The sequence below is a fragment of the Microbacterium sp. NPDC058062 genome (assembly GCF_042885375.1).
In the GTDB taxonomy this organism is placed as follows: Bacteria; Actinomycetota; Actinomycetes; order Actinomycetales; family Microbacteriaceae; genus Microbacterium; species Microbacterium trichothecenolyticum_C.
In genome coordinates this window covers 115,890-141,386 of record NZ_JBHVSC010000004.1, presented here as the reverse complement: position 1 = coordinate 141,386, position 25,497 = coordinate 115,890, and the positions used below count along the sequence as shown (strand labels likewise).

General features: G+C 71.5%; 23 protein-coding genes. 11 read left to right on the top strand and 12 right to left on the bottom strand.

The annotated features are described in order from the left end of the window. Positions 1 to 22: 22 nt before the first annotated feature. The 6 genes from ACFVSU_RS13985 to ACFVSU_RS13960 form a co-directional block, all read right to left on the bottom strand. Positions 23 to 1,198: a serine hydrolase domain-containing protein gene (locus ACFVSU_RS13985; protein WP_387143888.1), complete on the bottom strand. Its 1,176-nt coding sequence runs from the start codon at positions 1,196 to 1,198 to the stop codon at positions 23 to 25. A 98-nt stretch (positions 1,199 to 1,296) separates the two neighbouring features. After that, positions 1,297 to 2,343, bottom strand: coding sequence for an ATP-dependent DNA ligase (locus tag ACFVSU_RS13980; RefSeq protein ID WP_387143885.1), 1,047 nt, complete (start codon positions 2,341 to 2,343; stop codon positions 1,297 to 1,299). Positions 2,344 to 2,510: 167 nt separating this feature from the next. Next, entirely contained in the window at positions 2,511 to 5,468 is a 2,958-nt protein-coding gene (locus tag ACFVSU_RS13975; RefSeq protein WP_387143882.1) for an AAA family ATPase, read from the bottom strand. Positions 5,469 to 5,505: 37 nt separating this feature from the next. Further along, positions 5,506 to 5,721: a hypothetical protein gene (locus ACFVSU_RS13970; RefSeq protein ID WP_387143879.1), complete on the bottom strand. Its 216-nt coding sequence runs from the start codon at positions 5,719 to 5,721 to the stop codon at positions 5,506 to 5,508. 127 nt (positions 5,722 to 5,848) lie between these two features. Next, positions 5,849 to 6,043, bottom strand: a complete 195-nt coding sequence (locus tag ACFVSU_RS13965; RefSeq protein WP_387143875.1) for a hypothetical protein — start codon at positions 6,041 to 6,043, stop codon at positions 5,849 to 5,851. A 163-nt stretch (positions 6,044 to 6,206) separates the two neighbouring features. Further along, a complete protein-coding gene (locus tag ACFVSU_RS13960; protein ID WP_387143872.1) occupies positions 6,207 to 7,445 on the bottom strand; it encodes an acyl-CoA dehydrogenase family protein in 1,239 nt (412 codons plus the stop codon). A gap of 147 nt (positions 7,446 to 7,592) precedes the next feature. On the opposite strand from ACFVSU_RS13960, the gene ACFVSU_RS13955 reads away from it, so the two are divergent. From ACFVSU_RS13955 to ACFVSU_RS13940, 4 genes are read left to right on the top strand one after another with little or no spacing between them, the layout of a single operon-like run. After that, positions 7,593 to 8,531: a hypothetical protein gene (locus ACFVSU_RS13955; protein WP_387143869.1), complete on the top strand. Its 939-nt coding sequence runs from the start codon at positions 7,593 to 7,595 to the stop codon at positions 8,529 to 8,531. Continuing rightward, the gene (locus ACFVSU_RS13950) at positions 8,528 to 10,270 is read left to right on the top strand and encodes a Dyp-type peroxidase (RefSeq protein WP_387143866.1); all 1,743 of its coding nucleotides are present in this window, start codon (positions 8,528 to 8,530) and stop codon (positions 10,268 to 10,270) included. Before ACFVSU_RS13955 ends, ACFVSU_RS13950 begins: the two co-directional genes overlap by 4 nt. Before the next feature lie 7 nt (positions 10,271 to 10,277). Further along, a complete protein-coding gene (locus ACFVSU_RS13945; protein ID WP_387143863.1) occupies positions 10,278 to 10,685 on the top strand; it encodes an ester cyclase in 408 nt (135 codons plus the stop codon). A 43-nt stretch (positions 10,686 to 10,728) separates the two neighbouring features. Next, positions 10,729 to 11,151 (top strand): DUF1801 domain-containing protein, encoded by a 423-nt coding sequence (locus tag ACFVSU_RS13940; protein ID WP_387143860.1) that lies wholly within the window; start codon positions 10,729 to 10,731, stop codon positions 11,149 to 11,151. On the opposite strand, the gene ACFVSU_RS13935 is transcribed toward ACFVSU_RS13940, so the two are convergent. From ACFVSU_RS13935 to ACFVSU_RS13920, 4 genes are all read right to left on the bottom strand, one after another. Further along, a complete protein-coding gene (locus ACFVSU_RS13935) occupies positions 11,148 to 11,537 on the bottom strand; it encodes an MmcQ/YjbR family DNA-binding protein (RefSeq protein ID WP_387143857.1) in 390 nt (129 codons plus the stop codon). The two genes, ACFVSU_RS13940 and ACFVSU_RS13935, sit on opposite strands and share 4 nt — an antisense overlap. A 53-nt stretch (positions 11,538 to 11,590) precedes the next feature. Continuing rightward, positions 11,591 to 12,703 (bottom strand): alcohol dehydrogenase catalytic domain-containing protein, encoded by a 1,113-nt coding sequence (locus ACFVSU_RS13930; RefSeq protein ID WP_387143854.1) that lies wholly within the window; start codon positions 12,701 to 12,703, stop codon positions 11,591 to 11,593. Between the two features lie 81 nt (positions 12,704 to 12,784). After that, on the bottom strand, positions 12,785 to 15,505 hold the full coding sequence (locus tag ACFVSU_RS13925; protein WP_387143851.1) for a cation-translocating P-type ATPase: 2,721 nt from the start codon (positions 15,503 to 15,505) through the stop codon (positions 12,785 to 12,787). Positions 15,506 to 15,568: 63 nt separating this feature from the next. Continuing rightward, entirely contained in the window at positions 15,569 to 16,258 is a 690-nt protein-coding gene (locus ACFVSU_RS13920) for a TetR family transcriptional regulator (protein WP_311292706.1), read from the bottom strand. A gap of 127 nt (positions 16,259 to 16,385) precedes the next feature. On the opposite strand from ACFVSU_RS13920, the gene ACFVSU_RS13915 reads away from it, so the two are divergent. The 3 genes from ACFVSU_RS13915 to sucD all read left to right on the top strand — a co-directional run bounded on the left by ACFVSU_RS13915 (position 16,386) and on the right by sucD (position 20,173). Further along, a complete protein-coding gene (locus ACFVSU_RS13915; RefSeq protein WP_387143847.1) occupies positions 16,386 to 17,984 on the top strand; it encodes an FAD-dependent oxidoreductase in 1,599 nt (532 codons plus the stop codon). Between the two features lie 88 nt (positions 17,985 to 18,072). Then, entirely contained in the window at positions 18,073 to 19,236 is a 1,164-nt protein-coding gene (gene sucC, locus ACFVSU_RS13910; protein ID WP_376009514.1) for an ADP-forming succinate--CoA ligase subunit beta, read from the top strand. 34 nt (positions 19,237 to 19,270) lie between these two features. Next, on the top strand, positions 19,271 to 20,173 hold the full coding sequence (sucD, locus tag ACFVSU_RS13905; RefSeq protein WP_387143844.1) for a succinate--CoA ligase subunit alpha: 903 nt from the start codon (positions 19,271 to 19,273) through the stop codon (positions 20,171 to 20,173). Positions 20,174 to 20,232: 59 nt separating this feature from the next. Here sucD and ACFVSU_RS13900 read toward each other — a convergent pair whose 3' ends face one another. Next, positions 20,233 to 20,466 (bottom strand): tautomerase family protein, encoded by a 234-nt coding sequence (locus ACFVSU_RS13900; RefSeq protein WP_387143841.1) that lies wholly within the window; start codon positions 20,464 to 20,466, stop codon positions 20,233 to 20,235. 85 nt (positions 20,467 to 20,551) lie between these two features. Between ACFVSU_RS13900 and ACFVSU_RS13895 the strand changes: the two genes are divergently transcribed. The 4 genes from ACFVSU_RS13895 (at position 20,552) to ACFVSU_RS13880 (ending at position 23,941) form a co-directional block, all read left to right on the top strand. After that, the gene (locus ACFVSU_RS13895; protein ID WP_387143838.1) at positions 20,552 to 20,992 is read left to right on the top strand and encodes a nitroreductase family deazaflavin-dependent oxidoreductase; all 441 of its coding nucleotides are present in this window, start codon (positions 20,552 to 20,554) and stop codon (positions 20,990 to 20,992) included. 75 nt (positions 20,993 to 21,067) lie between these two features. Further along, a complete protein-coding gene (locus ACFVSU_RS13890) occupies positions 21,068 to 21,595 on the top strand; it encodes a hypothetical protein (RefSeq protein ID WP_387143835.1) in 528 nt (175 codons plus the stop codon). Beyond that, on the top strand, positions 21,592 to 23,160 hold the full coding sequence (locus ACFVSU_RS13885; protein ID WP_387143832.1) for a polysaccharide deacetylase family protein: 1,569 nt from the start codon (positions 21,592 to 21,594) through the stop codon (positions 23,158 to 23,160). The genes ACFVSU_RS13890 and ACFVSU_RS13885 overlap by 4 nt, the downstream gene beginning before the upstream one ends. Before the next feature lie 37 nt (positions 23,161 to 23,197). Beyond that, complete coding sequence (locus tag ACFVSU_RS13880; RefSeq protein WP_387143829.1) at positions 23,198 to 23,941, top strand: formylglycine-generating enzyme family protein; 744 nt, start codon at positions 23,198 to 23,200, stop codon at positions 23,939 to 23,941. 57 nt (positions 23,942 to 23,998) lie between these two features. Here ACFVSU_RS13880 and ACFVSU_RS13875 read toward each other — a convergent pair whose 3' ends face one another. Continuing rightward, positions 23,999 to 25,483, bottom strand: a complete 1,485-nt coding sequence (locus ACFVSU_RS13875) for an NCS2 family permease (protein WP_387143826.1) — start codon at positions 25,481 to 25,483, stop codon at positions 23,999 to 24,001. Positions 25,484 to 25,497 lie beyond the last annotated feature (14 nt).

The following is a 25,497-nucleotide window of genomic DNA, read 5'->3' as shown; positions in this document are numbered from 1 at the left end:
GAGGCAGAGCGGTCGGCCGACCTCACCCGGAGTCTTTGGGCAGGTCGGCGAGGAGCAGGGCAGCGAGCCCCACGGCCGTCGAGCTCGCATAGCCGTGATTGCCCCGCGGATCGTCGATCGCGACCTCGGACGCGATCACGGCCACGGCGTCCCTGACGGGATCGACGACCACCGCCGTCCCGCCCTCGCCCTGGGCGTAGAACACGCCGCGCTGCGGGTCGACCCACCACTGGTAGCCGTAGCTGATCGTCCCGTACCCGATCGTGGCGACGACGGGAGTGGTCGCCTGGACCGCCCAGGTCGCCGACACGATCTGCTCATCGCCCCAGACGCCTTCGTCGAGCATGAGCTGGCCGATGCGCACGAGGTCGGTCGCGTGGAGCCGCAGATGCGTGTAACCGAGGTTCACCCCCTGCGGGTCGGCGGGCCACGCGACGTCCGCCTGCTGGTACTCCTGAAGCAGGACCGCAGGGTCGCTTCCGGGCGAGAACCGCTCCTCCCACAGCGGCGCGACATCGATGTCGAGCGGGTCGAACAGCACCGCCTGTGCGAATCGGAGGGGTGACGTCCCGGTTGCCTGCGCGACGACGGCGGCGAGGATGTGCGTGCCCATGTCCGAGAACAGGAACCGGCCGTCGCCCGGCCCGCGGGCCGCGCGATCCGCCAGGATCGTGGCGACCCAGTCGGGCTGCGCGTACAGGTCGGCGGGGGTGCCGCGGATGTCGCGCTCCTCGGACGTCGGGGCGAAGTTCGCAGTATGGGTGAGCACGGCCTTGAGCTGGATGGCCGCGGTCTCGGGTGTGAGGACGGCCGCGTAGCCGGGCAGCAGCTGACCGAGGGTGGCATCGACGCCGGAGATGAGTCCGCGATCGATGGCGATGCCGATGAGGGTCGAGGTCACCGCGCGCGTGACGCCGCGCACGTCCCACGTGTCGTCGGCAGTGCCCTGCTGGTACTGCTCGTAGACGAGTTCGCCGTGCTGTTGCACGAGCACCGCCCGGACCGCATCCTCGCCGTAGAGCGTGCCGAAGACCGAGTCGATGTCCTCACGGATCGCGTCGGCCGGCGGCGTCGGTTCGGGGAGTGAGGACGCCGGGGACGAGCATCCCGCCACCAGCAGCGCCACGATCACGACGCACATCGATCCGACTCGCGTGCCGTATCGACCGCGAGAGCGCCGGTGGTCGAGGCGGGCCATGGGATGCCTCCGTCAGCAGTGACCCTGACCGCACGGTACACCCGCGCCGAGCAGGCGAACAGAGCACGGCCCGCAGCATCCGTTCGCCGCCGGAGGCGTCAGACCAGGACGTCGGCCAAGTCGTACGCGGCGACCACCTCGAGCTGCTCGTACGTGCACGAGCGCGGGTCGCGGTCGGGGCGCCAGCGCTCGAACTGCACGGTGTGGCGGAAGCGCCAGCCTTCGAGCTGGTCGTAGCGCACCTCGAGGACGCGCTCGGGGCGCAGCCGCACGAACGACGAGTCGGCACGACTCGCCTGGAAGCGCGACTTCTCACCCTCGCCGCGCAGCGCCTCGCCGTCGGCGTCGCGCTCGACCAGGGGGGCGAGCTCGTCGATGAGCTCGAGCCGGCGGGCGTTGCTCCACGCGGCCACGCCGCCGACGGGATAGAGCGTGCCGTCCTCGCCGTACAGGCCGACGAGCAGCGAGCCGACGCCCTCGCCGGACTTGTGGATGCGATAGCCCAGCGCCACGACATCGGCCGTGCGCGCGTGCTTGATCTTGAACATCGTGCGCTTGCCCGGGGCATAGGGCTGATCGAGCGGCTTCGCGACCACGCCGTCGAGCCCGGCGCCTTCGAACTCGGCGAGCCAGCGGCGGGCGAGGTCGGGGTCGTCGGTCGTGCGCGTGACGTGCACGGGGTCGGGCACATCGCGCAACAGGTCGACGAGCGTCTGCCGCCGCGTCTGGAACGGCTCGTTCTGGAGGTCGCGGTTGCCGACGGCCAGCAGGTCGAACGCGATGAACATCGCCGGCGTCGTCTCGGCGAGCATGTTGACCCGGGATGCCGCGGGGTGGATGCGCTGCGACAGCGACTCCCAGTCGAGCCGGCGTCGCCCGTCGCGGTCGATCGGCACGACGATCTCGCCGTCGAGAAGACACGGCTCGGGCAGGAGCCGTGCGAACGCCTCGACGAGCTCGGGGAAGTACCGCGTCAGCGGCTTCGCGCCGCGCGACCCGATCTCGACGTTCTCGCCGTCCCAGGAGATGAGGGCGCGGAACCCGTCCCACTTCGGCTCGTAGCTCAGCCCGCCCGCCGCCTTCGCCGGATCGGGAACGTCGGGAACGGACTTCGCGAGCATCGGCGCTGGGATCTCGTACGGCATGCGTCTCATCCTGCCGTTCCCCGCCGACACCCGACACCCCGCGCCGGCATCTTGCCGAGTCGCCACAACACGCCGGAACGGCACGGGCCCACCCGGCGCGTTGTGGCGACTCGAGGGTCATGAGTGCAGGCGGGGACGGATGCTGCGGACCCGGGGCAGAGCCCGGGTCAGCCCGACGTCGGGGCCGACGCGGACCTCGGGGCCGAAGCCGACCCGGACGCGGCGTAGAGCGCGGCCGCCTCGGCGCGGTTGGCGGCGCCGATCTTCGCGAGGATCGCCGACACGTGCACCGACGCGGTCTTCGGGCTGATGAACAGGCGCTGCCCGATCTGCGGGTTGGTGAGGCCTTCCGCGATGAGCTCGAGCACCTGCAGCTCGCGCGGCGTCAGGGTCGCGATGACGCCGCCCTCGCTCACCTCGTCGGCAGCGGTGGGCGTGAGGCGGGCGTGCGCGGCCAGCTCCGCCGCCCACCGGCCCACGCGAGCCACCCCTTCGGAGGTCGCCGTCGCGACGATCTCGGTGAGGAGTTCCGCGGCCGCGTCGCGGTCCCCGGCGTCGAGAAGGGCGAGGGCCAGGCGGCAGCGTGCGAGCTGCCGGTGCCACACGGCCAGGAGGTCGTCGGCCGGCGCGCCGATGAGCGAGCGCCACACGGCGACCCTGTGCTCGGGGGTGCCGTCGGCATCGGCGAGAAGTGCCCGGACGAGGTCGGCGTGCGCCTCGGCCGCCACGTGGTCGGGCCACGTCTCGACCTTCGCGGCCAGCCGGTCGCGGAGCTCCCGGTCGGCCGGGCGGCCCGGGACGAGGGTGAGAAGCGCCGCTGTCACCACCGCGTAGCGGCGCACCGCCGCCGCGCCCGTCTCGGCGTCGGCGATGTCGAAGACGTCGGCGAGGACCCCGGCGAGCACATCCGCCGGTGCGTCTGCGCTCGCCCCGCGCAGGGTGAGCAGCGCCTCCGCGCGCTCGACCGCCCACCACCCGCGCTTGTCGGGGAACCGTCGCCGCGAGTCCTCGATCGTGGCGCGTTCGGCCAGCAGCAGTTCTGCCCGCTCGGCGTCGCGATCATCCCACGTCAGGTGCGAGGCCAGCAGCCGGACGATGGACGCGCCATGGAGCGGGTTCTTCATCAGCCGTCGAGCCCGCAGCGCGTAGCGCCGTGCGCCCTCGGGGCGTCCGGTCGCGAACAGCGCGACGGCGAGTGAGTACGCGAGCCCCGAGCCCGACCCCCGTTCGATGCCCGCTCGGGTGACGTCCTCGTAATGCTGGGTGCCGACGACGACGGCCTCGTCGAATCGCCCGACGCGCGCCAGCATGTCGGTGAGGGCCGCACCCGCGTACGCCCGCATCGGCGGGTCGATCGACAGCGTCACCGCGCGCTGCAGCGGCGCCAATGCCCGCGGCTCGTCGTCCTCGTCGCCGGCGATGCGCCACGCCTCGACGGTCAGCGCGACGGAGAGCGCGGCGTCGTCCCCGGCTTCCTCGGCCAGTGCGATCGCGCGCGCCGCATGGGCGGCGGCATCCTTTCCATGCTCCTCGAGCGCGATGTTGGTGAGCACGCGCGACAGCAGGATGCGCGCGCGGGGGTCATCGAGGCCCTCCAGCAACGAGACGGCCTTCTCGAGATCCTCGGCACGCCCTCGGTGCTCGGCGTTGTACGTCTGCACGAATCGCTGCCGCAGCAGCGCCGCTCGCGTGAGCGGGTCGTCAGGACACACCGCGAGACCCTCGTTCGCCGATCGCAGCGAACGCTCGGCGTCACCCAGGTCGTGCCAGGCTTGCGCGGCAGCGAGGTGCAGCTCGGGGAGGGTCGTGCCGGCGCGGGTCTCGGCATCCGGAACCTGGTCCCAGAGCTCCGTGAGGCGCTCGGCGAGCTTCGCCGACGTCGCCGGCGAGAATCGCGATCTGGACCGCTCCAGCGCGGCGACGGTGGCATCGAAGGCTGCGGGTAGGTCGCGCGCCGCGAGCCAATGCTCGGCGACGGCCGACGCGTCGTCGGGGGAGTCGCCGCGGTGGTCGCGCAGATGCTCGGCGTACCGGCGATGCACGCGCACGCGCTCGCTCGGGAGCATCTCCGCTTCGACCGCTTCGCGCGTGAGTGCGTGTCGGAAGGAGTAGCCGGGACCGTCGGCGACGATCACCCGGGTGTCGATGGCCTCGCGCACGGCATGATCGAGCGCGTTCTCGTCGAGCGCGGTCACCGCCGCGAGCACGTCGTCGTCGACGTGCACGCCGCCCGCGGCCATCGTGCGCACGGCCTGCTGCGCCTCGTCGCCGAGCCGGGCGTAGCGCGCGAGCACCAGCTCGCGCAGCGTGTCGGGCAGGGCGCGGTCGCCGAGATCGACGAGCTCCTCGACGAGAAACGGGATGCCGCCGCTGCGCTCCGCGAGCGCCTCGATGACGCGCGGGTCGAGGCCGCTCGCCAGCTGGGCGACCTGCTCGGCGACCTCGTCGGGCGTGAGCGGCACCACCTCGACGCGCACGACGGAACGGGTGCGGTCGAGCTCGGCCAGCACGGGCCGCAGCGGGTGGAACCGGTCGATGTCGTCGGATCGGTACGTCGCGACGATGGTCAGCCGGCGGCCCCGAAGCGTACTGGCCAGCGTCTTGAGCAGGGCCATGGTGGCAGCATCCGCCCACTGCAGGTCTTCGAGCACGACGACCACGTGGCGGCGCTGAGACAGGCGCTCGAGCAGCACCTCGATGGCCTCGGCGAACTCGCCGGCCGGCTCATCGCCCTCGGGAGACTCGTCGGCGATGCCGGGCACCAGCGCGGCGAGGCTCGCGATCGCGGCGGCCGAGCCCGCGGCGTCGCGCAGCGCGTCGGTGCCGACCGCGGCGTGCAGGTCGCGCAGCACACGACGCACCGGGCCGAACGCGGCGCCGATGGGCCCGAGGTCGACGCACTGTCCGAACGCGATGACGGGTGCGTCGTCGGGGCGCGCGCCGAGTGGATCGGCGGTCACGAGCGCGAGGAACTCCTGCACCAGTCGCGTCTTGCCGACCCCCGCCTCACCGCGCACGACGACGGTGCGCGGGACTCCGCCCACGCCGGCGTCGTACGCCTCGAGCAGGGCGGCGAGCTCGGTGTGCCGGCCGACCATGCGCGGGCTCGAGGGGAGAGCGGGCATGGTCATATCGTGGCACCTTCGCCGCGTCGGCGGACCCTCATCGTGTGGCGACGGACGTCGAGCGCCGGCCGGAGCGGTGCGGCCACCAGGAGTGGTGATGAGTGGATGCCGCCGCCGACGCGCGGCGTGCGGCCGGCGCCGAGGGGGCCTCGGCGTCGTGCTCCGCGTGCTGCGCGAGCAGCGCCACCTCCCGACGCAGGTCCTCCGCGCGATGCGCGTCGAGCACCGAGGCGAGGTACGTGGTGTCGTTCATGTGCGTCTCCTGTCGAGCGACCGCTGCTGCGGGCTTCTCACAAATACGACTGTCCTCGCTAAGGGGTCGGCCGCTCATCGGGCGGATGCCCTATTCGCGGCATCCACGTCCTCAGATCGGGTTCGGGTCAGTGACCCGCGATGGCCGTGGCACCCGCACCGTGGTGCAGAACCCCGCGGAACCAGGCCGCCAGCGACTGCCCGGCAGGCCGAGCCGGCGACTGCCCGCGCTCGCGGTGGGCGCGCATCATCTCGTTCTGGCGGACGAGGTCTTCGGCGCGGTGCTGGTCGAGGATGTAGCCGGTGAAAGTCGTGTCGTTCATGGGTCTCTCCTGTCTGCGGCGGAACTCGGATCGGTTCCGGTTGTGCTGACAGGTACGACTTTCCTCGCTAAGGCGGGTGTCCCTCATCGGGCGATCGCCTTGTCTTGACGGCCGCAGGTACCTTAGTCCGGCCCCCCGGTGTCTTAAGCGGGCGTCGAACGCCTCAGGCGAAGGCGCTCATGCCCGTGATGTCGCGGCCGATGAGCAGCGCCTGGATGCTCTCGGTGCCCTCGTACGTGTGGATCGCCTCGATGTCGGCGAGGTGCTGCATGACGCCGTTCTCGAGCAGGATGCCGTTGCCGCCGAGCATGTCGCGGGCGGTCGACGCGATCCGGCGCGCGGCGCGGGTGTTGTGGTACTTCGCGAGCGAGGCCTGCGTCGGACGCAGCTCGCCGCGCTCCTCGAGATCGGCCATCCAGCGGCAGTACAGCTGCATCGCCGTGAGCTCCTCGAGCATGTTCGCGAGGCGCTCCTGCACCATCTGGAACTTCGCGAGGGGCTTGCCGAACTGGATGCGCTGCTGCGAGTACGCGAGCGCCGCCTCGTAGCAGGCGGTCGCGTGGCCCAGGGCCGACCACGCGACACCCGAGCGGGTCGAGTACAGCACGGTCGAGGCATCCTTGAAGCTCTTCGTGCCCGGAAGCACCGCATCGGACGCCACGCGCACGCCGTCGAGCACGATATGCGCCTGATGGATGCCGCGCAGCGACGCCTTGCCGGCGATCACGGTGCCCGTGTACCCCGGGGTGTCCTGCTCGACGAGGAAGCAGCGCACCGCACCGTGGAACTCGTCGCCGTCCGCCTCGACGCGCGCCCACACGAACGTGATGCCGCCCGAGGCGCCGTTGCCGATCCACTTCTTCGCGCCGTCGATCACCCACTCCTGCGTTGCGGCGTCCCGGCGGGCCACGGTCTCGAGAGACACCGAGTCCGACCCGTGGTCGGGTTCGGTGAGGGCGAAGGATGCCGCGACCTCGCCTCTGGCGACCGGCACCAGCCAGCGCGCCTGCTGCTCGTCGCTGCCGAACAGCGCGAGCGTGCGGAGGGCGAGACCGCCCTGGACGGCGAGCACCGTGCCGAGCGACCCGTCGCCGCGGGAGATCTCCATGTTCACCAGGCCCGCCGCCAGGGGCGAGAAGCGGGTGAGCGCCGGATGCACGATGCCGTCGTTGAACAGGTCGAGCTCGCCGCCGCGCATCGCGATGTCGAGCGGGTACTCCCCGGTGTCCCAGGCGTCCTGCATGCGCGTGCCCACCTCGTCGACGTAGGCCTGCGCGCGCTCCCACACCTCGCGATCGGCGGCGGGGATATCGGCGAACACGGCGTAGTAGTCGGTGCCGCGCCGGCGGGTGACGTCGTAGCCCTCGACGCGCTGGCCGGGGCGGGGCTGGAAGTCGGTCACGATCGGACTCCTGGCGTGTGGGTGTGCGGTGATGCGGTATCCGATTCTCGTGGAACTGAATCCCACGATCAATAGTACTCAGTGTCATGTGCCGCGCCCGGAATGTCTGCGTGCGCACCGCCCGCCCGCGCTGCTAGCTTCTCGAGCATGGAACTGGTCCGGTTCTCGGCGCCCGCACACCTCGACGATGCGGGGCCGGGGTCGGACTTCCCCGATCGGTGGCACGACCTCGTGAGCGGGCTGATCGCCGCGTCGACCGAGGTGAGCGGGCGCGGCGCGTACGTGAACCCGGTGCTGCGTCCCGGGAAACGCGATCGCGAGCGCGCGATCACCTGGACGGGGCTCTCGAGGCCGCTGCTCATGGAGCATCGCGACGATCGTCGTGCCGCGTACGCGGCGGCGGAATCGCGCGAGGTGCAGATCGAGTACCTCGAGTGGCACGTCGAGAAGGTCGACGGCAGGATCGCGCGCGTCACCTTCACCACCGAGACGCCGGAGTATTGGATGCTGCTCGCCGAGGTGCACCCCGACACCGTGCTCGCGCTCTACCGGCGACTCGTCTCGCCGGCTGTCGCGGCGCAGGACCTCTTCCCCGACGGCGGCGAGTACAACCCCCGGAACCGGTGGAACACGACCGACGGCATCGTGCACTATGTCATGCCCATCAACTCGATGGGCGATCTGCTCGGCGTCTCGCAGGAGAGCGAGCCGTCGCAGCACGCCGTCGACGGCTACGACGCCCTGCCGTACTCGCGGGCGACCGGCGCCGACGCCCGCATCAACTTCGACGTCTGGGCGATGTCGCGGCAGGGGCTGTCGGTCGCCACGGCTGATCCGCCCGGGCTCTACATGATCGGCTGGGACGACTCGGGCTGGACGAAGCCCGACGGCACGCCGGTCGGCGACTACTGGACGATCGAGCGCGGCGCGCCGGGCGCGGCGCTCCGGGTGACCTACGAAGTGCCCGACGGGGAGGGGTTCCTGGTGGGCGACATCCGCATCGGCGGGCGGCCGATCGAGTTCGGCGGCCAGATCGCCGAGCACATCACCATGTCGGCGCACGTCGTGAGCGGCGCAGCATCATGAGCGGCGAGGGAGCGCACGCGCTCGCGGGGCTCATGGCGGGCGGCGTCCCGCGGCTTTCGGGCATCGAGCTGCCCGCGCCGGAGCCCGGGCCCGTCGCACGCGCGCTCGCGGCGGACGCGTTCCCGGAGGGAGAGCCGCGGTTCGATCCGGCGACGACCGCCGACATCCAGGGCAACGTCATCCCCGGGTTCAACAAGGACCATCAGCGGTTCCTGTTCCTGCGGATCGAACACGTCGAAGGCTCCCGCGCCTGGCTCGCATGGCTCGCGCCGCGCCTCAGCAGCATGCAGGAGGTGCTCGACTTCCGTCGCGAGTTCCGGCGGGAGCGATTGCGGACGGGCGCCACCGTGCCCGCGACACCCGCCACCTGGGTCGCATTCGCGCTCTCGGGCGCGGCGGTCGCGAAGCTCCTGGGCGACGAGGCGCGGGACGCGATGAGCGATGAGGCGTTCCGGCAGGGGCTCGCCGCGCGCTCGACCTATCTCGGTGATCCGGCGGACCCCGCGAAGCCCGGACACCGGGCCGGCTGGCGCGTCGGAGGCGAGGAATCGGAGGCCGACTTCCTCGTCACGGTCGCCGCCGATTCCGCCGCGGATGCCGACGCCGAGGCATCCGTGATCCTCGAAGAGGGTGCGCGGAACGGGGTGTCGGTGCTCTTCGCTCAGGCGGGCGAGAACCTGCCGGGCAACCTCGGCGGGCACGAGCACTTCGGCTTCAAGGACGGCGTCTCGCAGCCCGGTGTGCGGGGCGCGTCGGCCGACGGCGAACTGCTCGCCCCGCGCTACCTCGACCCGCGCGACCCGCACGCGCGCCTGTTCGGGAAGGCGGGTCAGCCGCTCGTCTGGCCGGGCCAGTTCGTGCTCGGGATGCCTCGGCAGAACCCCGCCGACCCGCTCGTGCCGGCGGTCGACGACGGAGTGTTCCCCGGCTGGACGCGCCTCGGCTCATACCTGGTCTGCCGGCGACTTGCGCAGGACGTGCCCGCCTTCTGGGACTTCGCGGCCGCCGCGAGCGCCGAGTTCGGCACGGACCCGGTGCACTTCGCCGCGCTGATGGTCGGCCGCTGGCCCAGCGGCGCCCCCGTCTCCCGAACCCCGGAGAGAGACGACCTCGGCCTCGCCGGCGACGAGTTCGCGAACAACCACTTCCAGTTCGACGACGACACGAAGATGTGGACGCCGGAGGCCGGCCTCCTGGACGGGGGCTACGGCGGCGACGGGCACGCGAAGGCACGGGCCGACGTCTTCGGCGACGTGTGCCCGATGGCGGGACACATCCGCAAGGTGAACCCGCGCGACAGCGGCACAGACTTCGGCGCCCCCGCCGACACGATGCTGCGGCTGATGCTGCGGCGCGGCATCCCGTACGGACCCGTGCTCGCGGGCGTCGCCGATCCGCCACCGGAGCTGGTCGCCGCCGAGCGCGGACTCATGTTCGTCGCGCACATGGCGTCGATCGAGGACCAGTTCGAGTTCGTCACACGGCGGTGGGCGAACTCCGCACTCCAGCCCAACGCCGGCGGCCACGACCCGATCATCGGCCAGGCGGACGTCCACGGCGATCGCGACCGCTCGTTCGAGATGCGCACGCCGTCGGGCGAGGCGAAGAGGTTCGTCCTCGACCGCGAGTGGGTGACGCCGACCGGTGGCGGCTACTTCTTCGCCCCGGCCATCTCGGCCGTGGGTGGGCACCTCGCCACGGGCGCGGAGGGACGAGGGTCGGTCCGGCCGCCCGGATAATGAGGAGGTGGAGCCGTGGGAGATGCGCGAGTGGTACGCCGACTTCCTCGATGCGTGCAACCGCCACGACCTCGATGCGATCCGTTCGTTCCTCGATCCCTCGGTGCGCCGAGCCCACCTGCCTGCGGGCGCGGACGCCTGGATCGACGACCTGGCGGACCTGTTCGACGCGTTCCCGGACTGGCGGTGGCGGCGCATCCAGCTCGTCGCCGAAGACGACCGCCTCGCCGCCCACGTGCGCGGCAGCGGCACCCAGGTGGGGGCGTTCCGCGGCGTCGCGCCGACCCGCCGGCACGTCAACGTGGCCGAGTTCTCGATGTACCGGGTGGTCAGCGGGCGCATCACCGAGTACTCCGGCTCGGATGCGCGATTCGAGCTTCTGGACCAGCTGAGCGGATCGCCGGCCGGCCGCTGACAGCCTCTGGTCCCGTGCCCGGGTCGGCCGCCATAATGGCGGCGTGAGCGAGATCAAGACCCAGGCGACGGACGCGGATGTGTCGGCGTTCCTCGAAGCGGCGACGCCGCAGCGACGGCGCGACGACGGAATGGCCCTGGCGGAGATCTTCCGCGAGGTGACCGGGGTGGAGCCCGTGATGTGGGGTCCGTCGATGGTCGGCTACGGCAGCTATCGGTACGTGTCTCCGTCCGACCCCAAGCGGCAGGGGCAGTGGCCGAAGACCGCGTTCTCGCCGCGCAAGGCGCAGCTCTCGCTCTACGGGCTGAAGGACCTGCCCGACGGAGCCGAGCTGCTGCCGGAGCTCGGAAAGTACACCGAGGGTGCGGGCTGCGTGTACGTCAAGAAACTCGACGACATCGATCTCGGCGTCCTGCGGCGGCTGATCGCCATCGCGTGGGGGCGCGGCGACGACCCGCTGCCCTAACCCGCCTGCTCGTCGAACTCGCGTCGCAGATACTTCGGCGCCTGCACGCGCCACGCCTCGGTGACCAGCTCGGCGAGGTGGTCACCGTCGATGCCGGCCATGCGGAACGCGATCTTCGGTTCGCCCCAGGGCGTCGTCGTGCGGAGGAACACGTCGGGTTCCATCTCGACCAGGGCCAGGGCGTCGATCGGGTCGGCGACCTTGACCCCGACGACGAGCTCGGACGCGATGATGGCCCGCACGTCGTCGGGGATGCTCGGCCACGGATGGCACTCCCAGGCGTACAGCTTGTTGCGCACGAACCAGGCGGCGCCGCCCGTCGTCGCGCGCTCCTCGCTCCCGGGGAGCCCGGCCGCGGTGCCGCGCAGATCGTCGAGGGTGGCCACGCCCCGAGCCTACGGCGCACCTCCGACGCGCCCCTGGCCCCTGCGCCGTTCGGTCAGAACGTGATCAGCTGGCGCAGCTCGCCGCCTGCGGCGAGCCGGTCCATGGCAGCGTCGAGGTCGTCGAGGCCGATGCGGGACGAGACGAGCCGCTCGAGCGGGAGGCGTCCGGCCCGCCACAGCTCGACGTAGCGGGGGATGTCGCGGCTCGGCACGGCGGAGCCGAGATAGCTGCCGATGACGGTCCGGGCCTCGGCGGTGAGCAGCAGCGGGGACACGCTCGCGCGCGCGTCGGGCGCCGGCAGCCCGACCGTGACCGTGGTGCCGCCCGGCGCGGTCAGGGCGAGGGCGGTCTCGAACGCGCGCGCGGCGCCGGCCGCCTCCACGACGACGGGGGCACGGATGCCGCGGTCCACGGCTTCCGCGGGAGTCAGCGCCCCGCTCGCCCCGCACTCCAGGGCCGCGGCGAGCTTGGAAGGCACCGTGTCGACCCCGATGACCTCGTGCCCGAGTGCGACGGCGACGAGGAGCGACGCCATGCCGACGCCGCCGAGCCCGACCACGACGACCCGGTCGCCGGGTGCCGGGCGACCGGCGTTGACCACCGCGCCGCCGCCGGTGAGCACCGCGCACCCGAGCAGTGCGGCGATCTCGGCCGGCACGTCGGGGTCGACGCGCACGACCGATGCGCGACTCACCACGGCGTAGGTGGCGAAGGCCGAGACACCGAGGTGGTGGTGCACGTCCTGCAGCTCGCCCTCGCGACCGCGGTGGAGACGGATGCCGCCACCGAGCAGCGTGCCCGCGGCATTGGCCGCCGAACCCGGCATGCACGGCAGGCGCCCGTCGGTGAGGCATCCGTCGCACTCGCCGCAGCGGGGAAGGAACGTCATGACCACGCGATCGCCGACGGCGAGATCGTCGACATCGTCGCCGAGCTGCTCGACGGTGCCGGCGGCCTCGTGGCCCAGCAGCATCGGCACCGGTCGCACGCGGTTGCCGTCGACGACACTGAGGTCGGAGTGGCACACCCCCGCGGCTTCGATCCGCACGAGCAGTTCGCCGGGTCCGGGTGGGTCCAGCTCGAGCTCGCCCACCGTGAACGGGCGCGTCCCGGCGAACGGCGGCTCGGCGCCCGAGACCTCGAGCACTGCTCCGGTGATCCTCATGCGACCTCCTCGTCGTGCGACCGTACCCCGAACGGAGAACGCGCGCCCCCATTCGGGTGGCGCGCGTCCTCTGCGTCGGTGTCAGGCCTGCGCGGCGCGGCGACGGAGCCGCGCGCGGCGGATCCACTTCTCGAGCTCGATCAGCACCGGGACGAGCAGGGCGAGGCCGAGGGCGGTGAGCCATTCGTTGCCCGAGAGGCTCACCGTCCCGACGAGGCGCTGCATGAACGGCACCTCGACCGCGACGACCGTGAGGGCCAGCGGGATCGACAGCCACTTCACCGCGTCGATGATCGGTGCGGCAAGGCCCGACTCGGGGTCGCGGCGCATGACGAGTCCGCCGAAGATCGAGCCGAGCGCGCAGACCACGAACGCCATCGTGACCGGCACGTTGGGCACGGTCGAGCTGAGCAGGTCGGGGTACAGGAGCAGCGGGACGAGCGTCGTGACGAAGATCAGGCCGCCGTAGACGAACCAGAGCGTCACCGCCGCCGGGTTGGCGATCGTCTTCTTCGGGTCGCGCGGCGGCTTCAGCATGATGCCGTCGGGCACCGGATCGAGGAGGATCACGATGACCGGGAAGATGGCGATGAAGAAGTTCAGGAACAGCACCATGATCGGCGTGAGCGGCACGCCGTTGTTGATGTCGAAGATGCTCGCGACGAGGAACAGCAGCACGAGCGAGAACAGCTGCGACATCTGGAACCGGACGTAGCTGACGATCTTCTCGTAGATCGAGCGACCCAGGCGCACCGCCGTCACGAGGGTGCCGAAGTTGTCGTCGACGAGGATCATCTTCCCCGCCTGCTTCGTGACGTCGCTGCCGGAGCCCATCGCGACGCCGATGTCGGCCTGCTTGAGGGCGGCGGCGTCGTTCACGGCGTCGCCGGTCATCGCGACGACCGCGCCCTCCTCCTGCATGAGGCGCGCGAGACGCAGCTTGTCCTCGGGGGTGACGCGGCCGAACATGTGCAGGTGCGGGAGCGCCTTCTTCAGCTCGTCGTCGCTCATCGCCTGGATCTCGGCACCGCTCGCCGCGCCGTCGCCGAGCCCGAGCTTCGCGCCGATCGCGGCGGCCGTGATCGCGTGGTCGCCGGTGATCATGCGGACCTCGATACCCGCCTCGCGCGCGATGCGCACGGCCTCCTTCGAGGACGGCCGCAGCGGGTCGATGATGCCGACGAGACCGACGAAGGTGAGGTCGGAGACAGCGGCCATGGGATCGTCGACCACCGGCGCGTCCGGCGCGAAGCGGCGGAAGGCGAACGCGAGGACGCGCAGGCCCTGCTCGGAGAGCGAGCGGTTCGCCTCGAGGATCGCGTCACGGCGGTCGGCGATGGGTACGACGCCCTCCATCGTCGCGACAGAGCTGCAGCGGTCGAGCACGACGTCGGGTCCGCCCTTGACGTAGCCGACGAGCGTCTCGACGCCTTCCACCGGGATCTCGTGGAACGTGCCCATGAACTTGTAGGCGGAGTCGAACGGCACCTCGGCGACGCGCGGGAACTTCGCCCGCGTGAGCTCCGCATCGGCGCCGAGCTTCGCGGCGAGCACGACGAGCGCGGCCTCCGTGGGGTCGCCGATCACGGCACCGTCGTCGGACACGGTCGCGTCGCTGCAGAGCGTGAGTCCGAGCGCGAGCTGGTTGAACTGGGGGACCGGCAGGCCCGCGACGTGGCGCACCTCGCCCGACTTCTCGTAGCCGGAGCCCGCGACGGTGAACCACTCGCCGCGGTAGTACAGCGACTCGACCGTCATCTCGTTCATCGTGAGCGTGCCGGTCTTGTCGGAGTTGATGGCGCTCGTCGCGCCGAGCGTCTCGACGTCCGTCAGGTTCTTGACGACGGCCTTGTGCTCGGCGAGCTGGCGCGAGCCGTACGAGAGCATGGCCTGCACGAACGAGGGCATGCCGGTCGGGATCGCCGAGATCGCCATCGAGATGCCGAGGAGGATCACCGAGGCGATCTCCTGGCCGCGCAGCAGGCCGGTGATGATGATGATCGCGACAGCGCCCCACGCGATCCAGCCGAGCACGCCCGTGAGTGAGTCGAGCTCGCGCTGCAGCGGCGACTTGGCGGGCTTGACGGCCGAGAGCATCGATGCGATCTGACCCATCTGGGTCTGCATGCCGGTGTCGGTGATGACCACCGACGCCGTGCCGCGCGTCACCTGGGTGTTCTGGAACACCATGTTCGTGCGGTCGCCCAGCGTGGTCTCGGCGTCGGCGAGGGTGCCGGCATCCTTCGGGATCGGCGCGCTCTCGCCGGTGAGCGCCGCCTCCTGCGTCTCGAGCGTCGCCGAGCGCACGATGCGTCCGTCGGCGGGCACGATGTCACCGGCTTCGAGGGCGACGATGTCGCCGGGCACCAGGGTCGTGGCGTCGACCTGCACCAGCGATCCGTCGCGGACGACCTTCGCCTGCGGGATCTGCATCTTGGCGAGGGCGTCGACGGATGCCTTCGCCTTCACCTCCTGACGCGTGCCGAGCACGATGTTCAGCACGACGAGCGCGCCCACGAGGATGCCGACGCTGACCTGGTTGATGAAGAGGCTGATGATCGCGACGGCGACCAGCATGACGTTCATCGGATCCGCGAGCTGCTGCAGCGCGACCTGCCACGTCGACGGCGGCTTCTCGGCCGCGATCGAGTTGGGTCCGTGCTCGGCGAGCCGCTGGGCGGCGTCGGCGGCGGTCAGGCCGCGGTCGCGGTCGCTGCGCAGGGCGGCGACCACGGCATCGGGATCCTGTGTGTACCAGGGGGCTTTTCCTGCCGTGTCCGGCGAGGTGTCCACGGTGCTCATGGCATGAACATACCGCCGCACCGAGACCGTGCGACGACGAATTTCAGCGACGCGCCGCGGCGGTCAGTCGTCCAGCCGCTCGCGCAGTCGGCGGGCCACTTCGGCGGTCGGCATGGACCGCGGGAACACCGCGACGACCACCTGGTCGGCGGCCGGATCCGCCTCGCCGTCCGGAAGCACGCCGAAACGACGGCGGGCGTCGTCGAGCGCCGTGCGCAGCACCGAGACCGGCACCTTCTTCGGACCGCGGATGAGCCGGCGCAGCACGTGGTTGTGGATCGCCGTGATGAGCGCCGAGAATCCGACGGCGTCCAGCGGGTCGAGGCCCGGCAGCGACGCGCGCAGGTACTCGTCGAAGAGCCGCTCGTACCGGAACACCGTCACGATCTCGCGATCGCGCAGCGCCGGCACGCCGCGCACGACCGCATAGCGTCGCCGCGCGAGCTCGGGGTCGGCCGCGAAGTGCGCGTACACGAAGACGGATGCCTCGCACACGGCCGCCCACGGATCGCGATGCGGCTGCGCCAGGAACTCGCGCAGGCGCTCGAGGAGCAGCTCGTGGTCGGTGAAGACGACGTCGTCCTTGCCGCCGAACTGCCGGAAGAAGGTGGAGCGCGACACCCCGGCGGCCTGCGCGATCTGCTCGACCGAGGTCTGGTCGAACCCCTGCTCGGCGAAGAGCTCGAGCGCGGCGGCGACCACGGCCGCGCGGGAGGCGGCCTGGGCGGCGGAAGCGGCAGCGGTGTCGGACATCTCGGGGGAGAGCCTAGTCCGCACGCCCGCGCGAGCGCGGCATGCCGTCGCGCGCCACGCCCCGGTTCCCCCTCTGCGGCTGTCAACGGGGTCGACACAGGCGCGCTCGAGGGCTTCACTGGGCTCCATGACGCCGATGACGCCGATCTGGAAGCAGGATGCCGAGAGCGTCGCGGGCACGCCGTTCGAGCCCGGCCGCAGGCGCGATGTCGTGGTCGTGGGCGCCGGCCTCACCGGCCTGTCGACCGCGCTGCTGCTGACGCGTCAGGGACTGGACGTCGCCGTCGTCGAGGCGGACGAGGTGGGCGGCCTCGCCTCGGGCGCGAACACCGGCAAGCTGACGCTGCTGCAGGGATCGGTGCTGTCGGCGCTGCGCCGCCACCACCCGGCGCGCCTCGTGCGCGCCTACGTCGAGTCGAACATCGACGGCGCGCGCTGGCTCACGGGCATCGCCGATGAGCTCGGTGTGTCGTATTCGCACCGCACGGCCTACTCGTACGCGCAGACGCCCGCAGGCGTCGCGGCCATCGAGGCCGAGCTGCACGCCGCGACCGAGGCGGGATTGCCGGTGCGGCGCGTCGAGCCCGACCTGCTCGCCCAGACGCCGTTCGACATGGTCGACGCCGTGGCGCTCGATCGGCAGGTCGCGATCGATCCGCAGCGCCTGCTCGTGGCACTCACACACGCGCTGCTGCGCGAGGGCGGGACGCTGCACACCGGCGTGCGTGTGACCCGGGTGCACACCGTGCCGCGCGCGGGCGTCGAGACCGAGGCGGGGTACGTCGCCGCGGACTATGTCGTGCTGGCGACCGCGACACCCATCACCGACCGGGGGCTGTACTTCGCCAAAGTGCGGGGACTGCGCTCGTCGGGCGTCGCCTTCGCGACCGAAGGGCCCCTCCTCGAGGGGCTCTACCTGGCCGTCGACGGGGAGACGAAGTCGGTGCGGTCGATCACCGCGAACGACGGCCCGGCGCATGCGGCGCAGCTCGTCGTCGGCGGCAACGGCTTCGCGGTCGGGCGATCGCCCTCTCCGCTGGCCGAGGTGAATGGGCTCGTGGCGTGGACGCAGCATCACTTCCCCGGCGCGGAGCCGGTGGCGTCCTGGTCGGCGCAGGACTACGAGTCGCACGACCTCATGCCCTTCGTCGGAGCGATGCCGCGGGGGCTCGGCCGCATCCGCTTCGCGACCGGCTATGCGAAGTGGGGTCTCTCGAACGCGCCGGCCGCCGCGTTGCGGCTGACGGCGGAGATCACGCGGGTGCCGCGCCGAGAACGCCCGGACTGGATGAATGTCATCTCGACGCGCTTCACCATGCCCGCCGACCTGGCCCGCGGCGGCGTGCAGAACCTGCGCATCGGGTGGGAGGCCGCAGCGGGGTGGATCGGCGCGCAGGCCGCACCGACGCCGGTGCGCCGTCCGGTGGAGGGTGAGGGGGTCGTGGCGAGCCGGGCCGGGCAGCCGGTGGGGATCTCCACGGTCGAGGGTCACACGTGCGCGGTGAGCGCGGTGTGCACGCACCTGGGCGGCGTGCTGCGGTGGAACGATGCCGAGCTCACGTGGGACTGCCCGCTGCACTCGTCACGGTTCACCGCGGACGGACGCCGCATCGAGGGACCCGCGCTTCGTGACCTCGCGCGCCTGCCCCGAGTGCCCGGCGAAGAAGTCGAAGAGGCGGACGAGCCCGGCGCGTCGCTGCGGTCAGAACCGGACATCGACCGGTAGTAGGCTGGGGGACTGGTCGATATCTCGACGTCGAGACGCTTTTGAGCGTCGTCCCCACCCCCATTCGCCACCTGCGAAGGAAATCACTGTGGATCTGTACGAGTACCAGGCACGAGACCTTTTCGAGAAGTACGAGGTGCCGGTGCTCGCCGGCATCGTCGCGGACACGCCGGAGGAGGTGCGTGCCGCAGCCGAGAAGATCGGCGGTGTCGTCGTCGTCAAGGCCCAGGTCAAGACCGGCGGTCGCGGCAAGGCCGGCGGCGTGAAGGTCGCGAAGACGCCCGACGAGGCCTACGAGGCCGCGAAGGCCATCCTCGGCCTCGACATCAAGGGTCACGTCGTCAAGCGCGTCATGGTCGCGCAGGGTGCCCGCATCGACAAGGAGTACTACTTCTCGGTGCTGCTGGACCGCGCCAACCGCTCGTACCTGTCGCTCGCGAGCGTCGAGGGCGGCATGGAGATCGAGGAGCTCGCGGTCGAGCGCCCCGAGGCGCTCGCGCGCATCGACGTCAACCCGGGATCGGGCATCGACAAGGCGAAGGCCGTCGAGATCGCCGAGGCCGCCGGCTTCTCGGCCGACCTGGTCGACAAGGTGAGCGACGTCTTCGTCAAGCTCTACAACGTCTACAAGGGTGAGGACGCGACGCTCGTCGAGGTCAACCCGCTCGTCCTCACCGAAGAGGGCGACGTCATCGCCCTCGACGGCAAGGTCTCGCTCGACGAGAACGCCGACTTCCGTCACGCCGGACACGCGCTGCTCGAAGACAAGGACGCCGCCGACCCGCTCGAGGCGAAGGCCAAGGCCAACGACCTCAACTACGTCAAGCTCGACGGCGAGGTCGGCGTGATCGGCAACGGCGCGGGCCTCGTGATGTCGACGCTCGACGTCGTCGCCTACGCCGGTGAGAACCACGGCGGCGTGAAGCCCGCCAACTTCCTCGACATCGGCGGCGGCGCCTCGGCCGAGGTCATGGCCGCGGGCCTGGACGTCATCCTGGGCGACCCGCAGGTGAAGTCGGTGTTCGTCAACGTGTTCGGCGGCATCACCGCGTGCGACGCGGTCGCCAAGGGCATCGTCGGCGCGCTCGCCGAGCTCGGCTCGTCCGCCTCGAAGCCGCTGGTCGTGCGCCTGGACGGGAACAAGGTCGAGGAGGGCCGCGCGATCCTGCGCGACGCCAACCACCCGCTCGTGACCCTGGCCGAGACGATGGACGAGGGCGCCGACAAGGCCGCCGAGCTCGCCAACGCCTGAACCGCAGACATCCGGAACTAGGAAAGAACCAGACATGTCGATCTTCCTCAACAAGGACTCCAAGGTCATCGTCCAGGGCATCACCGGCGGCGAGGGCACCAAGCACACCGCGCTCATGCTCAAGGCCGGCACCCAGGTCGTCGGCGGCGTGAACGCCCGCAAGGCCGGCACCACCGTGCTGCACACCGACGCCGACGGCAACCCCGTCGAGCTCCCCGTCTTCGCGTCCGTCGAAGAGGCCATCGCGGCCACCGGCGCCGACGTCTCGATCGCCTTCGTGCCGCCCGCGTTCACCAAGAGCGCCATGGTCGAGGCCATCGACGCCGAGATCCCCCTCCTCGTCGTGATCACCGAGGGCGTGCCCGTCGGCGACACCGCCGAGGCGTGGGCGTACGCGCAGTCGAAGGGGAACAAGACCCGCATCATCGGCCCGAACTGCCCCGGCATCATCACGCCCGGCGAGTCGCTGGTCGGCATCACGCCCGCCAACATCACCGGCAAGGGCCCGATCGGCCTCGTGTCGAAGTCGGGCACCCTGACCTACCAGATGATGTACGAGCTGCGCGAGATCGGCTTCTCGACGGCCATCGGCATCGGCGGCGACCCGATCATCGGCACGACGCACATCGACGCGCTCGCCGCGTTCGAGGCCGACCCCGAGACCAAGGCGATCGTCATGATCGGCGAGATCGGCGGCGACGCCGAGGAGCGCGCGGCCGACTTCATCAAGGCCAACGTGACCAAGCCGGTCGTCGGCTACGTCGCGGGCTTCACCGCCCCCGAGGGCAAGACCATGGGCCACGCCGGCGCCATCGTGTCGGGCTCGGCGGGCACCGCGCAGGCGAAGAAGGAGGCCCTCGAGGCCGCCGGCGTCAAGGTCGGCAAGACGCCGTCCGAGACCGCAGCCCTGATGCGCGAGATCATCGAGAGCCTGTAAAGCCTTCAACGAGGGACGGATGCCGCAGCCCCGGGCTGCAGCATCCGTCCCTCGTCGTTTCAGTCGGCGACGGAACCGCCGAAGCGGGCGACCTGGCCCGCGCGGTCGGAGTCCTCGCTGGCGAGCACGCCGCCGTTCGCGACGAAATCGGCGGCGACCTCTTCGAACATGATGCGGACGTCCTGACGGCGGGCGCCGAGCGCATCGACGGCGGCCTGCGTGACCTCCTCGGCGAAGCGGCGGCGCTGGTCGACGGTGCGTCCGGGGAGGAGTTCGACTCTGATGTTGGGCATGCACCGACGCTAGCTCGTCGGCCGCCGTGCGCGCGTCACGTGCGGCGTCGCCCGACCCCGGTCGGGGCCGTCGTACGCTGGGGGGATGCCGCTGACCGGAGAGTACAAGCCGTCCACGTCCGAGTGGGCCCGCACGCAGGCCGAGGCGTTCGAAGCGTCGAACGGCGAGAAGGCGAACACCCTGCGGGGCGTGCCGATCATCGTGCTGACCACGGTCGGCGCAAAGTCCGGTGCCCTGCGCAAGACCGCGCTCATGCGCGTCGAGCACGACGGCCGCTACGCCGTCGTCGCGTCCAAGGGCGGCGCCCCGGACGAGCCCAAGTGGGCCGAGAACATGCGCCGGCAGTCCCATGTCGAGCTGCAGGACGCCGACGCGAAGCAGGACTACACCGCCCGGGAGCTGGCCGGCGACGAGCGTGTCGAATGGTGGGCGCGTGCCGCGGCGGTCTGGCCCGACTACGACAACTACCAGAAGCGCACAGACCGGCAGATCGCGATCTTCGTGCTGGAGCCGCACGAGCACTGATCTCGGGATATTGAGGCGTTCCTGAGCGATCCGCGCGCGCAGCCCTCCTAGACTCGGCTCCGTCAGGGGGTGACCGTGACCGGGGATGCACGGGTCGGATCCGCCGCGCGGCGGTGGGAGATCGCGCTCGCCTGCGTGGCCGCGGCGCTCGTGCTGGCGGCCGTCGCCGTCGCCGCCCTGGTGGCCGTCCCGCCGACGATCGCGAACCTCTCCAGCGAGGTCTCCGACGGAAGCGACCCGACCGACCTCGGCGCCGCCTCGGTCGTCGTCCCCGCCGATTGGGTGATCACGCGCGACTCGGGGGACGCGATCACGGTGCGCACGCCCGACGGCGCGCTGCGCGCGAGCCTCGAGTCGGTCGACGAGAAGCCCGGCGACGTCGTCGCCGACGCCACTGCGGGCACCCCTCGTTCGGAGCTGCTCGCCTCCGGTCTCACCGCGGTGCACGTCGACCTCGACGACGGCGGCGTCGTCGCGGGGGTGGGCGAACCGGATGCTGCCCCCAGCGTGCGCGTCACGGTGCAGGTCGCGCCGGCCGAGGGCGATGAGCCGGCGGCGTACCGGTCCGCCATCGGCGATCTGCTGGAAGGCATCCGGCGATGAGGGCGCGGTGGACGGTGGCCGCCCTCGCCGCGGCGGTCCTCGCGCTGTCGGCGTGCGCGCCGGCGTCGCGCGGGGGCTGGGAGCCTTCGGCGTGGGCACCCGAGGTCGTCCACGCGACGGATCCGGTCCCCGAGATCTCCGCCGCCGCGAACGGCCCGCTGGGCGCGGGCATCATCCCCCTGCGCGTGCGCAACGACGCTGTCGGCCTCCAGGCCCGCGTCGCCCTCCTCCCGGCCGGCGCCACCACCGACGGGTTCAACGCCCAGGTGCAGCAGTTCGTCCGCGGCGCGATCGCGGACCGCGTGGTGGCGTCGGGGACCGCGTTCGTCCCGACGCCTTCATCCGTCGGGTCCGGCCTCGGGGATCGGCGCTGCGCCGCCGAGAGCACGCGGCGCCCCGCCGCGGACCTACTCGCCGATTCCGCGTTCGGGCCCGCGGGCGGCGCGGGGACCGCCGTCGTGTGCGGCATCGTCGCCGCCGGCGGGACGATCGTGGGGGAGCGCGTCCGGGTGCTCAGCGGAGATGCGGCCGGCGTCCACTCCGACACGACGACCACGCTGTACACCGATGTCGCGACCGGCGAGACGGCCGCGGCCGACGGCCTGTGGGCCGAGGGGGCGGCCGCTGCGCTCGGGGCGCACATCGTCGACGCCCTCCGACGCGACGCGGGTGCGCTCAGCCACCGGCCCGTCGTCGTCGGCGACGAGGCCCAGATCGCGGCGATCCAGGTCGCGCTGTCCACGACCGTGCCGTCCGACGAAGGCCTCGTGATCACCCTCGCACCGGGCTTCACCGCACCCGACCTGGCCAGGCTCGGCGCCCCGCCGACGACCGAGCCCGTCGAGTTCGCCATTCCGGCCGAGGTCGCGGCCGACCTGGTCTCGCCGCTCGGCGCGCGCGTGCTGGCCTCCTCCGCCCAGCCCTACGCCGGACCCGTCGCGGCGCCCGCGGGAACCCGCACCGTCGACTGCGACCTCGTGCCCTGCGTCGCACTCACGTATGACGATGGTCCGTCGTCATACACGCCCGGCATCCTCGACGAACTGGCGGCTCACGACGCCGCGGCGACGTTCTTCGCGATGGGTCAGAACGCGCAGGGCTACGCCGACACGCTCGCCCGCATGACGAGGGAGGGGCACGAGGTCGAGGGTCACACGTGGAACCACCCGCATCTGCCCCAGCTGACGGATGCGCAGGTCACCGCCCAGGTCGTCGACTCCACACGCGCCCTCGAGGCGGTGTCCGGCCAGGACATCACCGTGTTCCGCCCGCCCTACGGCGAGTTCAACCCGCGGGTGCTCGCCGCGGCAGGCATGCCCGCCATCCTGTGGGACGTCGACACGCTGGACTGGCAGGGCCCCTCTGACGACGTGCTGATCGCGCGCGCCGTCGAGCAGCCCCGCGCGGGGTCGATCGTCCTGCTGCACGACGTCCACGCGGTCACGGCGCGCACCGCGGGCGCCGTCCTGGACGGCCTCCTCGACCGGGGGTTCCAGCTCGTCACCGTGCGGCAGCTGTTCGGCGGGGAGCTGCCCGCTTCGGGCTCCTGGCGTCGCGCCCCCTGAGCGCCCCGCCCCCACCCCCGCGTGGGATACTTCCGCGGTGACCGACATCGAACTCGCCCGCATCGCCGGCGGAACGGTCACCCTGCACGACGCCCGCCGCAAGGCGCGCTGGAGCGTCGAGCTCGAGCCCTACGAGATCGGGGTGTACGCCGTGACGCAGGAGCAGCTCGCGGAGCTGCTCGGCGAGCCGGCATCGCACCCGCGCCGCCCCGCGACCGACGTCAGCTGGCTGCGCGCGATCCGGTTCTGCAACGCGGCGTCGGAGTGGGAGGGGCTCGATCCCGCGTACTCGTTCGACGGCGAGGACGTCACGTGGCACGTCGACGCCGACGGATTCCGCCTTCCCACCGAGGCCGAGTGGGAGCACGCCTGCCGCGCCGGCTCCACGGGCCCGCACTACGGACTCCTCGCCGAGGTGGCGTGGACGAGCGCCGACGGTGTCAGCACCCCGCAGAACGTCGGCGGCAGGCTGCCCAACCTCAACGGCCTGTTCGACACCCTCGGCAACGTGTGGGAGTGGACCTGGGACCTGCTCGACCCCGCCCGCTACGCCGACTATCGAGTGTTCCGCGGCGGCGGGTTCGCCGACGACGCGTGGAGTGTGCGCGCCTCGACCCGCCGGGGCGGCGCTCCGCGCATGCACCACGACGACGTCGGCTTCCGCGTCGCACGAGGCGGCTTCGACGGGACAGATGCCGCGCAGGGCTGGTCGGCCCGGGCCGACGCCGAGCGCGCCGCCTACGACGGCCCGACACCGCCCGGCTGGACCCCGCTGCGCTGAAAGACGGAAGCGGATGCCTCGGGCCGAGGCATCCGCTTCCGTCCTTGATCTGACGGCTCAGCCGAGCAGGGTCTCCAGCGGTCCGCGTGCGAAGTAGAGCACGAAGCCGGCGGCGACGATCCACAGCAGCGGGCTGATCTCGCGAGCCTTGCCCGACAGCGACCGGACGACGACCCAGGAGATGAAGCCGGCGCCGATGCCGTTCGCGATCGAGTACGTGAGCGGCATGACGGTGACCGCGAGGAACACCGGGAGCAGGATCGAGAAGTCCGAGAAATCGATGAAGCGGATCTGCGACATCATCAGCGCACCGACGATGACCAGGGCCGATGCCGCGACCTCGGTGGGGACGATCGACACGAGCGGCGTGAAGAACATGGCGACGAGGAAGAGGCCACCGGTCACGACGTTCGCGAGGCCCGTGCGAGCGCCCTCGCCGATGCCCGCGCCCGACTCGATGAACACCGTGTTCGACGAGCTGGACGTGAAACCACCCGCGACGGCGCCGACACCCTCGACGATGAGCGCCGACTTGATGCGCGGGAAGTCGCCCTTCTCGTTCGCGAGGCCGGCCTCCTTGGACAGGCCGGTCATGGTGCCCATGGCGTCGAAGAAGTTGGTGAAGACGAGCGTGAAGACGAGCATCAGCGCGGCGAGCACGCCGATGCGCTCGAACGAGCCGAACGAGACCTGGCCGACGAGCGACAGGTCGGGCACGCTCACGAGCGACGACGGGAGCTCGGGGACCGACAGGCCCCATCCGCCGGGGTTGACGTCGTCGCCGGAGAACTTCGGGCCGATGTTCCAGATCGCCTCGACGATCACGGCGACGACCGTTCCGGTCACGAGGCCGATGAGGATGCCGCCCTTGACCTTGCGGGCGACCAGGATGCCGGTCAGCAGGAGGGTGAAGACGAAGATCAGCGTCGGCACCGTCGCGACCGACCCGTTGACGCCCAGTCCCACCGGGGGAGAGGACGCGCCGGTCGCCGTGACGAAGCCGGCATCGACGAAGCCGATGAACGCGATGAAGAGGCCGATACCCACCGTGATGGCGAGCTTCAGCTGGATCGGCACGGCGTCGAAGATCATGCGCCGCAGGCCGGTCGCCGCGAGGAGCACGATGATCAGACCGTTGATGACGACGAGCCCCATCGCCTCGGGCCACGTCACCTGCCCGACGACCGAGACGGCGAGGAACGAGTTGATGCCCAGGCCGGCTGCGAACGCGAACGGCAGGCGGGTCACCAGGCCGAACAGCAGCGTCATCACACCGGCGGTGAGCGCGGTGGTCGCGGCGACCTGCGTGAACCCGAGGGTGTCGCCGGCGACATCCGTGCCGCTCGACAGGATGATCGGGTTCAGGATGACGATGTACGCCATCGTCACGAATGTGACGACACCGCCGCGGATCTCGGCGGGGATCGTCGATCCGCGCTTGGTGATCTCGAAGAACCTGTCGAAGCCGTTCTTCGGCTCCGGGGTCTCGGTGTTCTCGGTCTCGTCGGGGGCGTTGGGCGCCGTGGACTCGGCTGTGCTCATGTGGGGGGACCTCC

What these genes read in the sequence shown, in the direction of transcription:
- ACFVSU_RS13985 (WP_387143888.1), bottom strand. Translation starts at nt 1,198, where the DNA reads ATGGCCCGCCTCGACCACCGGCGCTCTCGCGGTCGATACGGCACGCGA.
- ACFVSU_RS13980 (WP_387143885.1), bottom strand. Translation starts at nt 2,343, where the DNA reads ATGCCGTACGAGATCCCAGCGCCGATGCTCGCGAAGTCCGTTCCCGAC.
- ACFVSU_RS13975 (WP_387143882.1), bottom strand. Translation starts at nt 5,468, where the DNA reads ATGCCCGCTCTCCCCTCGAGCCCGCGCATGGTCGGCCGGCACACCGAG.
- ACFVSU_RS13970 (WP_387143879.1), bottom strand. Translation starts at nt 5,721, where the DNA reads ATGAACGACACCACGTACCTCGCCTCGGTGCTCGACGCGCATCGCGCG.
- ACFVSU_RS13965 (WP_387143875.1), bottom strand. Translation starts at nt 6,043, where the DNA reads ATGAACGACACGACTTTCACCGGCTACATCCTCGACCAGCACCGCGCC.
- ACFVSU_RS13955 (WP_387143869.1), top strand. Translation starts at nt 7,593, where the DNA reads ATGGAACTGGTCCGGTTCTCGGCGCCCGCACACCTCGACGATGCGGGG.
- ACFVSU_RS13950 (WP_387143866.1), top strand. Translation starts at nt 8,528, where the DNA reads ATGAGCGGCGAGGGAGCGCACGCGCTCGCGGGGCTCATGGCGGGCGGC.
- ACFVSU_RS13930 (WP_387143854.1), bottom strand. Translation starts at nt 12,703, where the DNA reads ATGAGGATCACCGGAGCAGTGCTCGAGGTCTCGGGCGCCGAGCCGCCG.
- ACFVSU_RS13925 (WP_387143851.1), bottom strand. Translation starts at nt 15,505, where the DNA reads ATGAGCACCGTGGACACCTCGCCGGACACGGCAGGAAAAGCCCCCTGG.
- ACFVSU_RS13920 (WP_311292706.1), bottom strand. Translation starts at nt 16,258, where the DNA reads ATGTCCGACACCGCTGCCGCTTCCGCCGCCCAGGCCGCCTCCCGCGCG.
- ACFVSU_RS13915 (WP_387143847.1), top strand. Translation starts at nt 16,386, where the DNA reads ATGACGCCGATGACGCCGATCTGGAAGCAGGATGCCGAGAGCGTCGCG.
- sucD (WP_387143844.1), top strand. Translation starts at nt 19,271, where the DNA reads ATGTCGATCTTCCTCAACAAGGACTCCAAGGTCATCGTCCAGGGCATC.
- ACFVSU_RS13900 (WP_387143841.1), bottom strand. Translation starts at nt 20,466, where the DNA reads ATGCCCAACATCAGAGTCGAACTCCTCCCCGGACGCACCGTCGACCAG.
- ACFVSU_RS13895 (WP_387143838.1), top strand. Translation starts at nt 20,552, where the DNA reads ATGCCGCTGACCGGAGAGTACAAGCCGTCCACGTCCGAGTGGGCCCGC.
- ACFVSU_RS13885 (WP_387143832.1), top strand. Translation starts at nt 21,592, where the DNA reads ATGAGGGCGCGGTGGACGGTGGCCGCCCTCGCCGCGGCGGTCCTCGCG.
- ACFVSU_RS13875 (WP_387143826.1), bottom strand. Translation starts at nt 25,483, where the DNA reads ATGAGCACAGCCGAGTCCACGGCGCCCAACGCCCCCGACGAGACCGAG.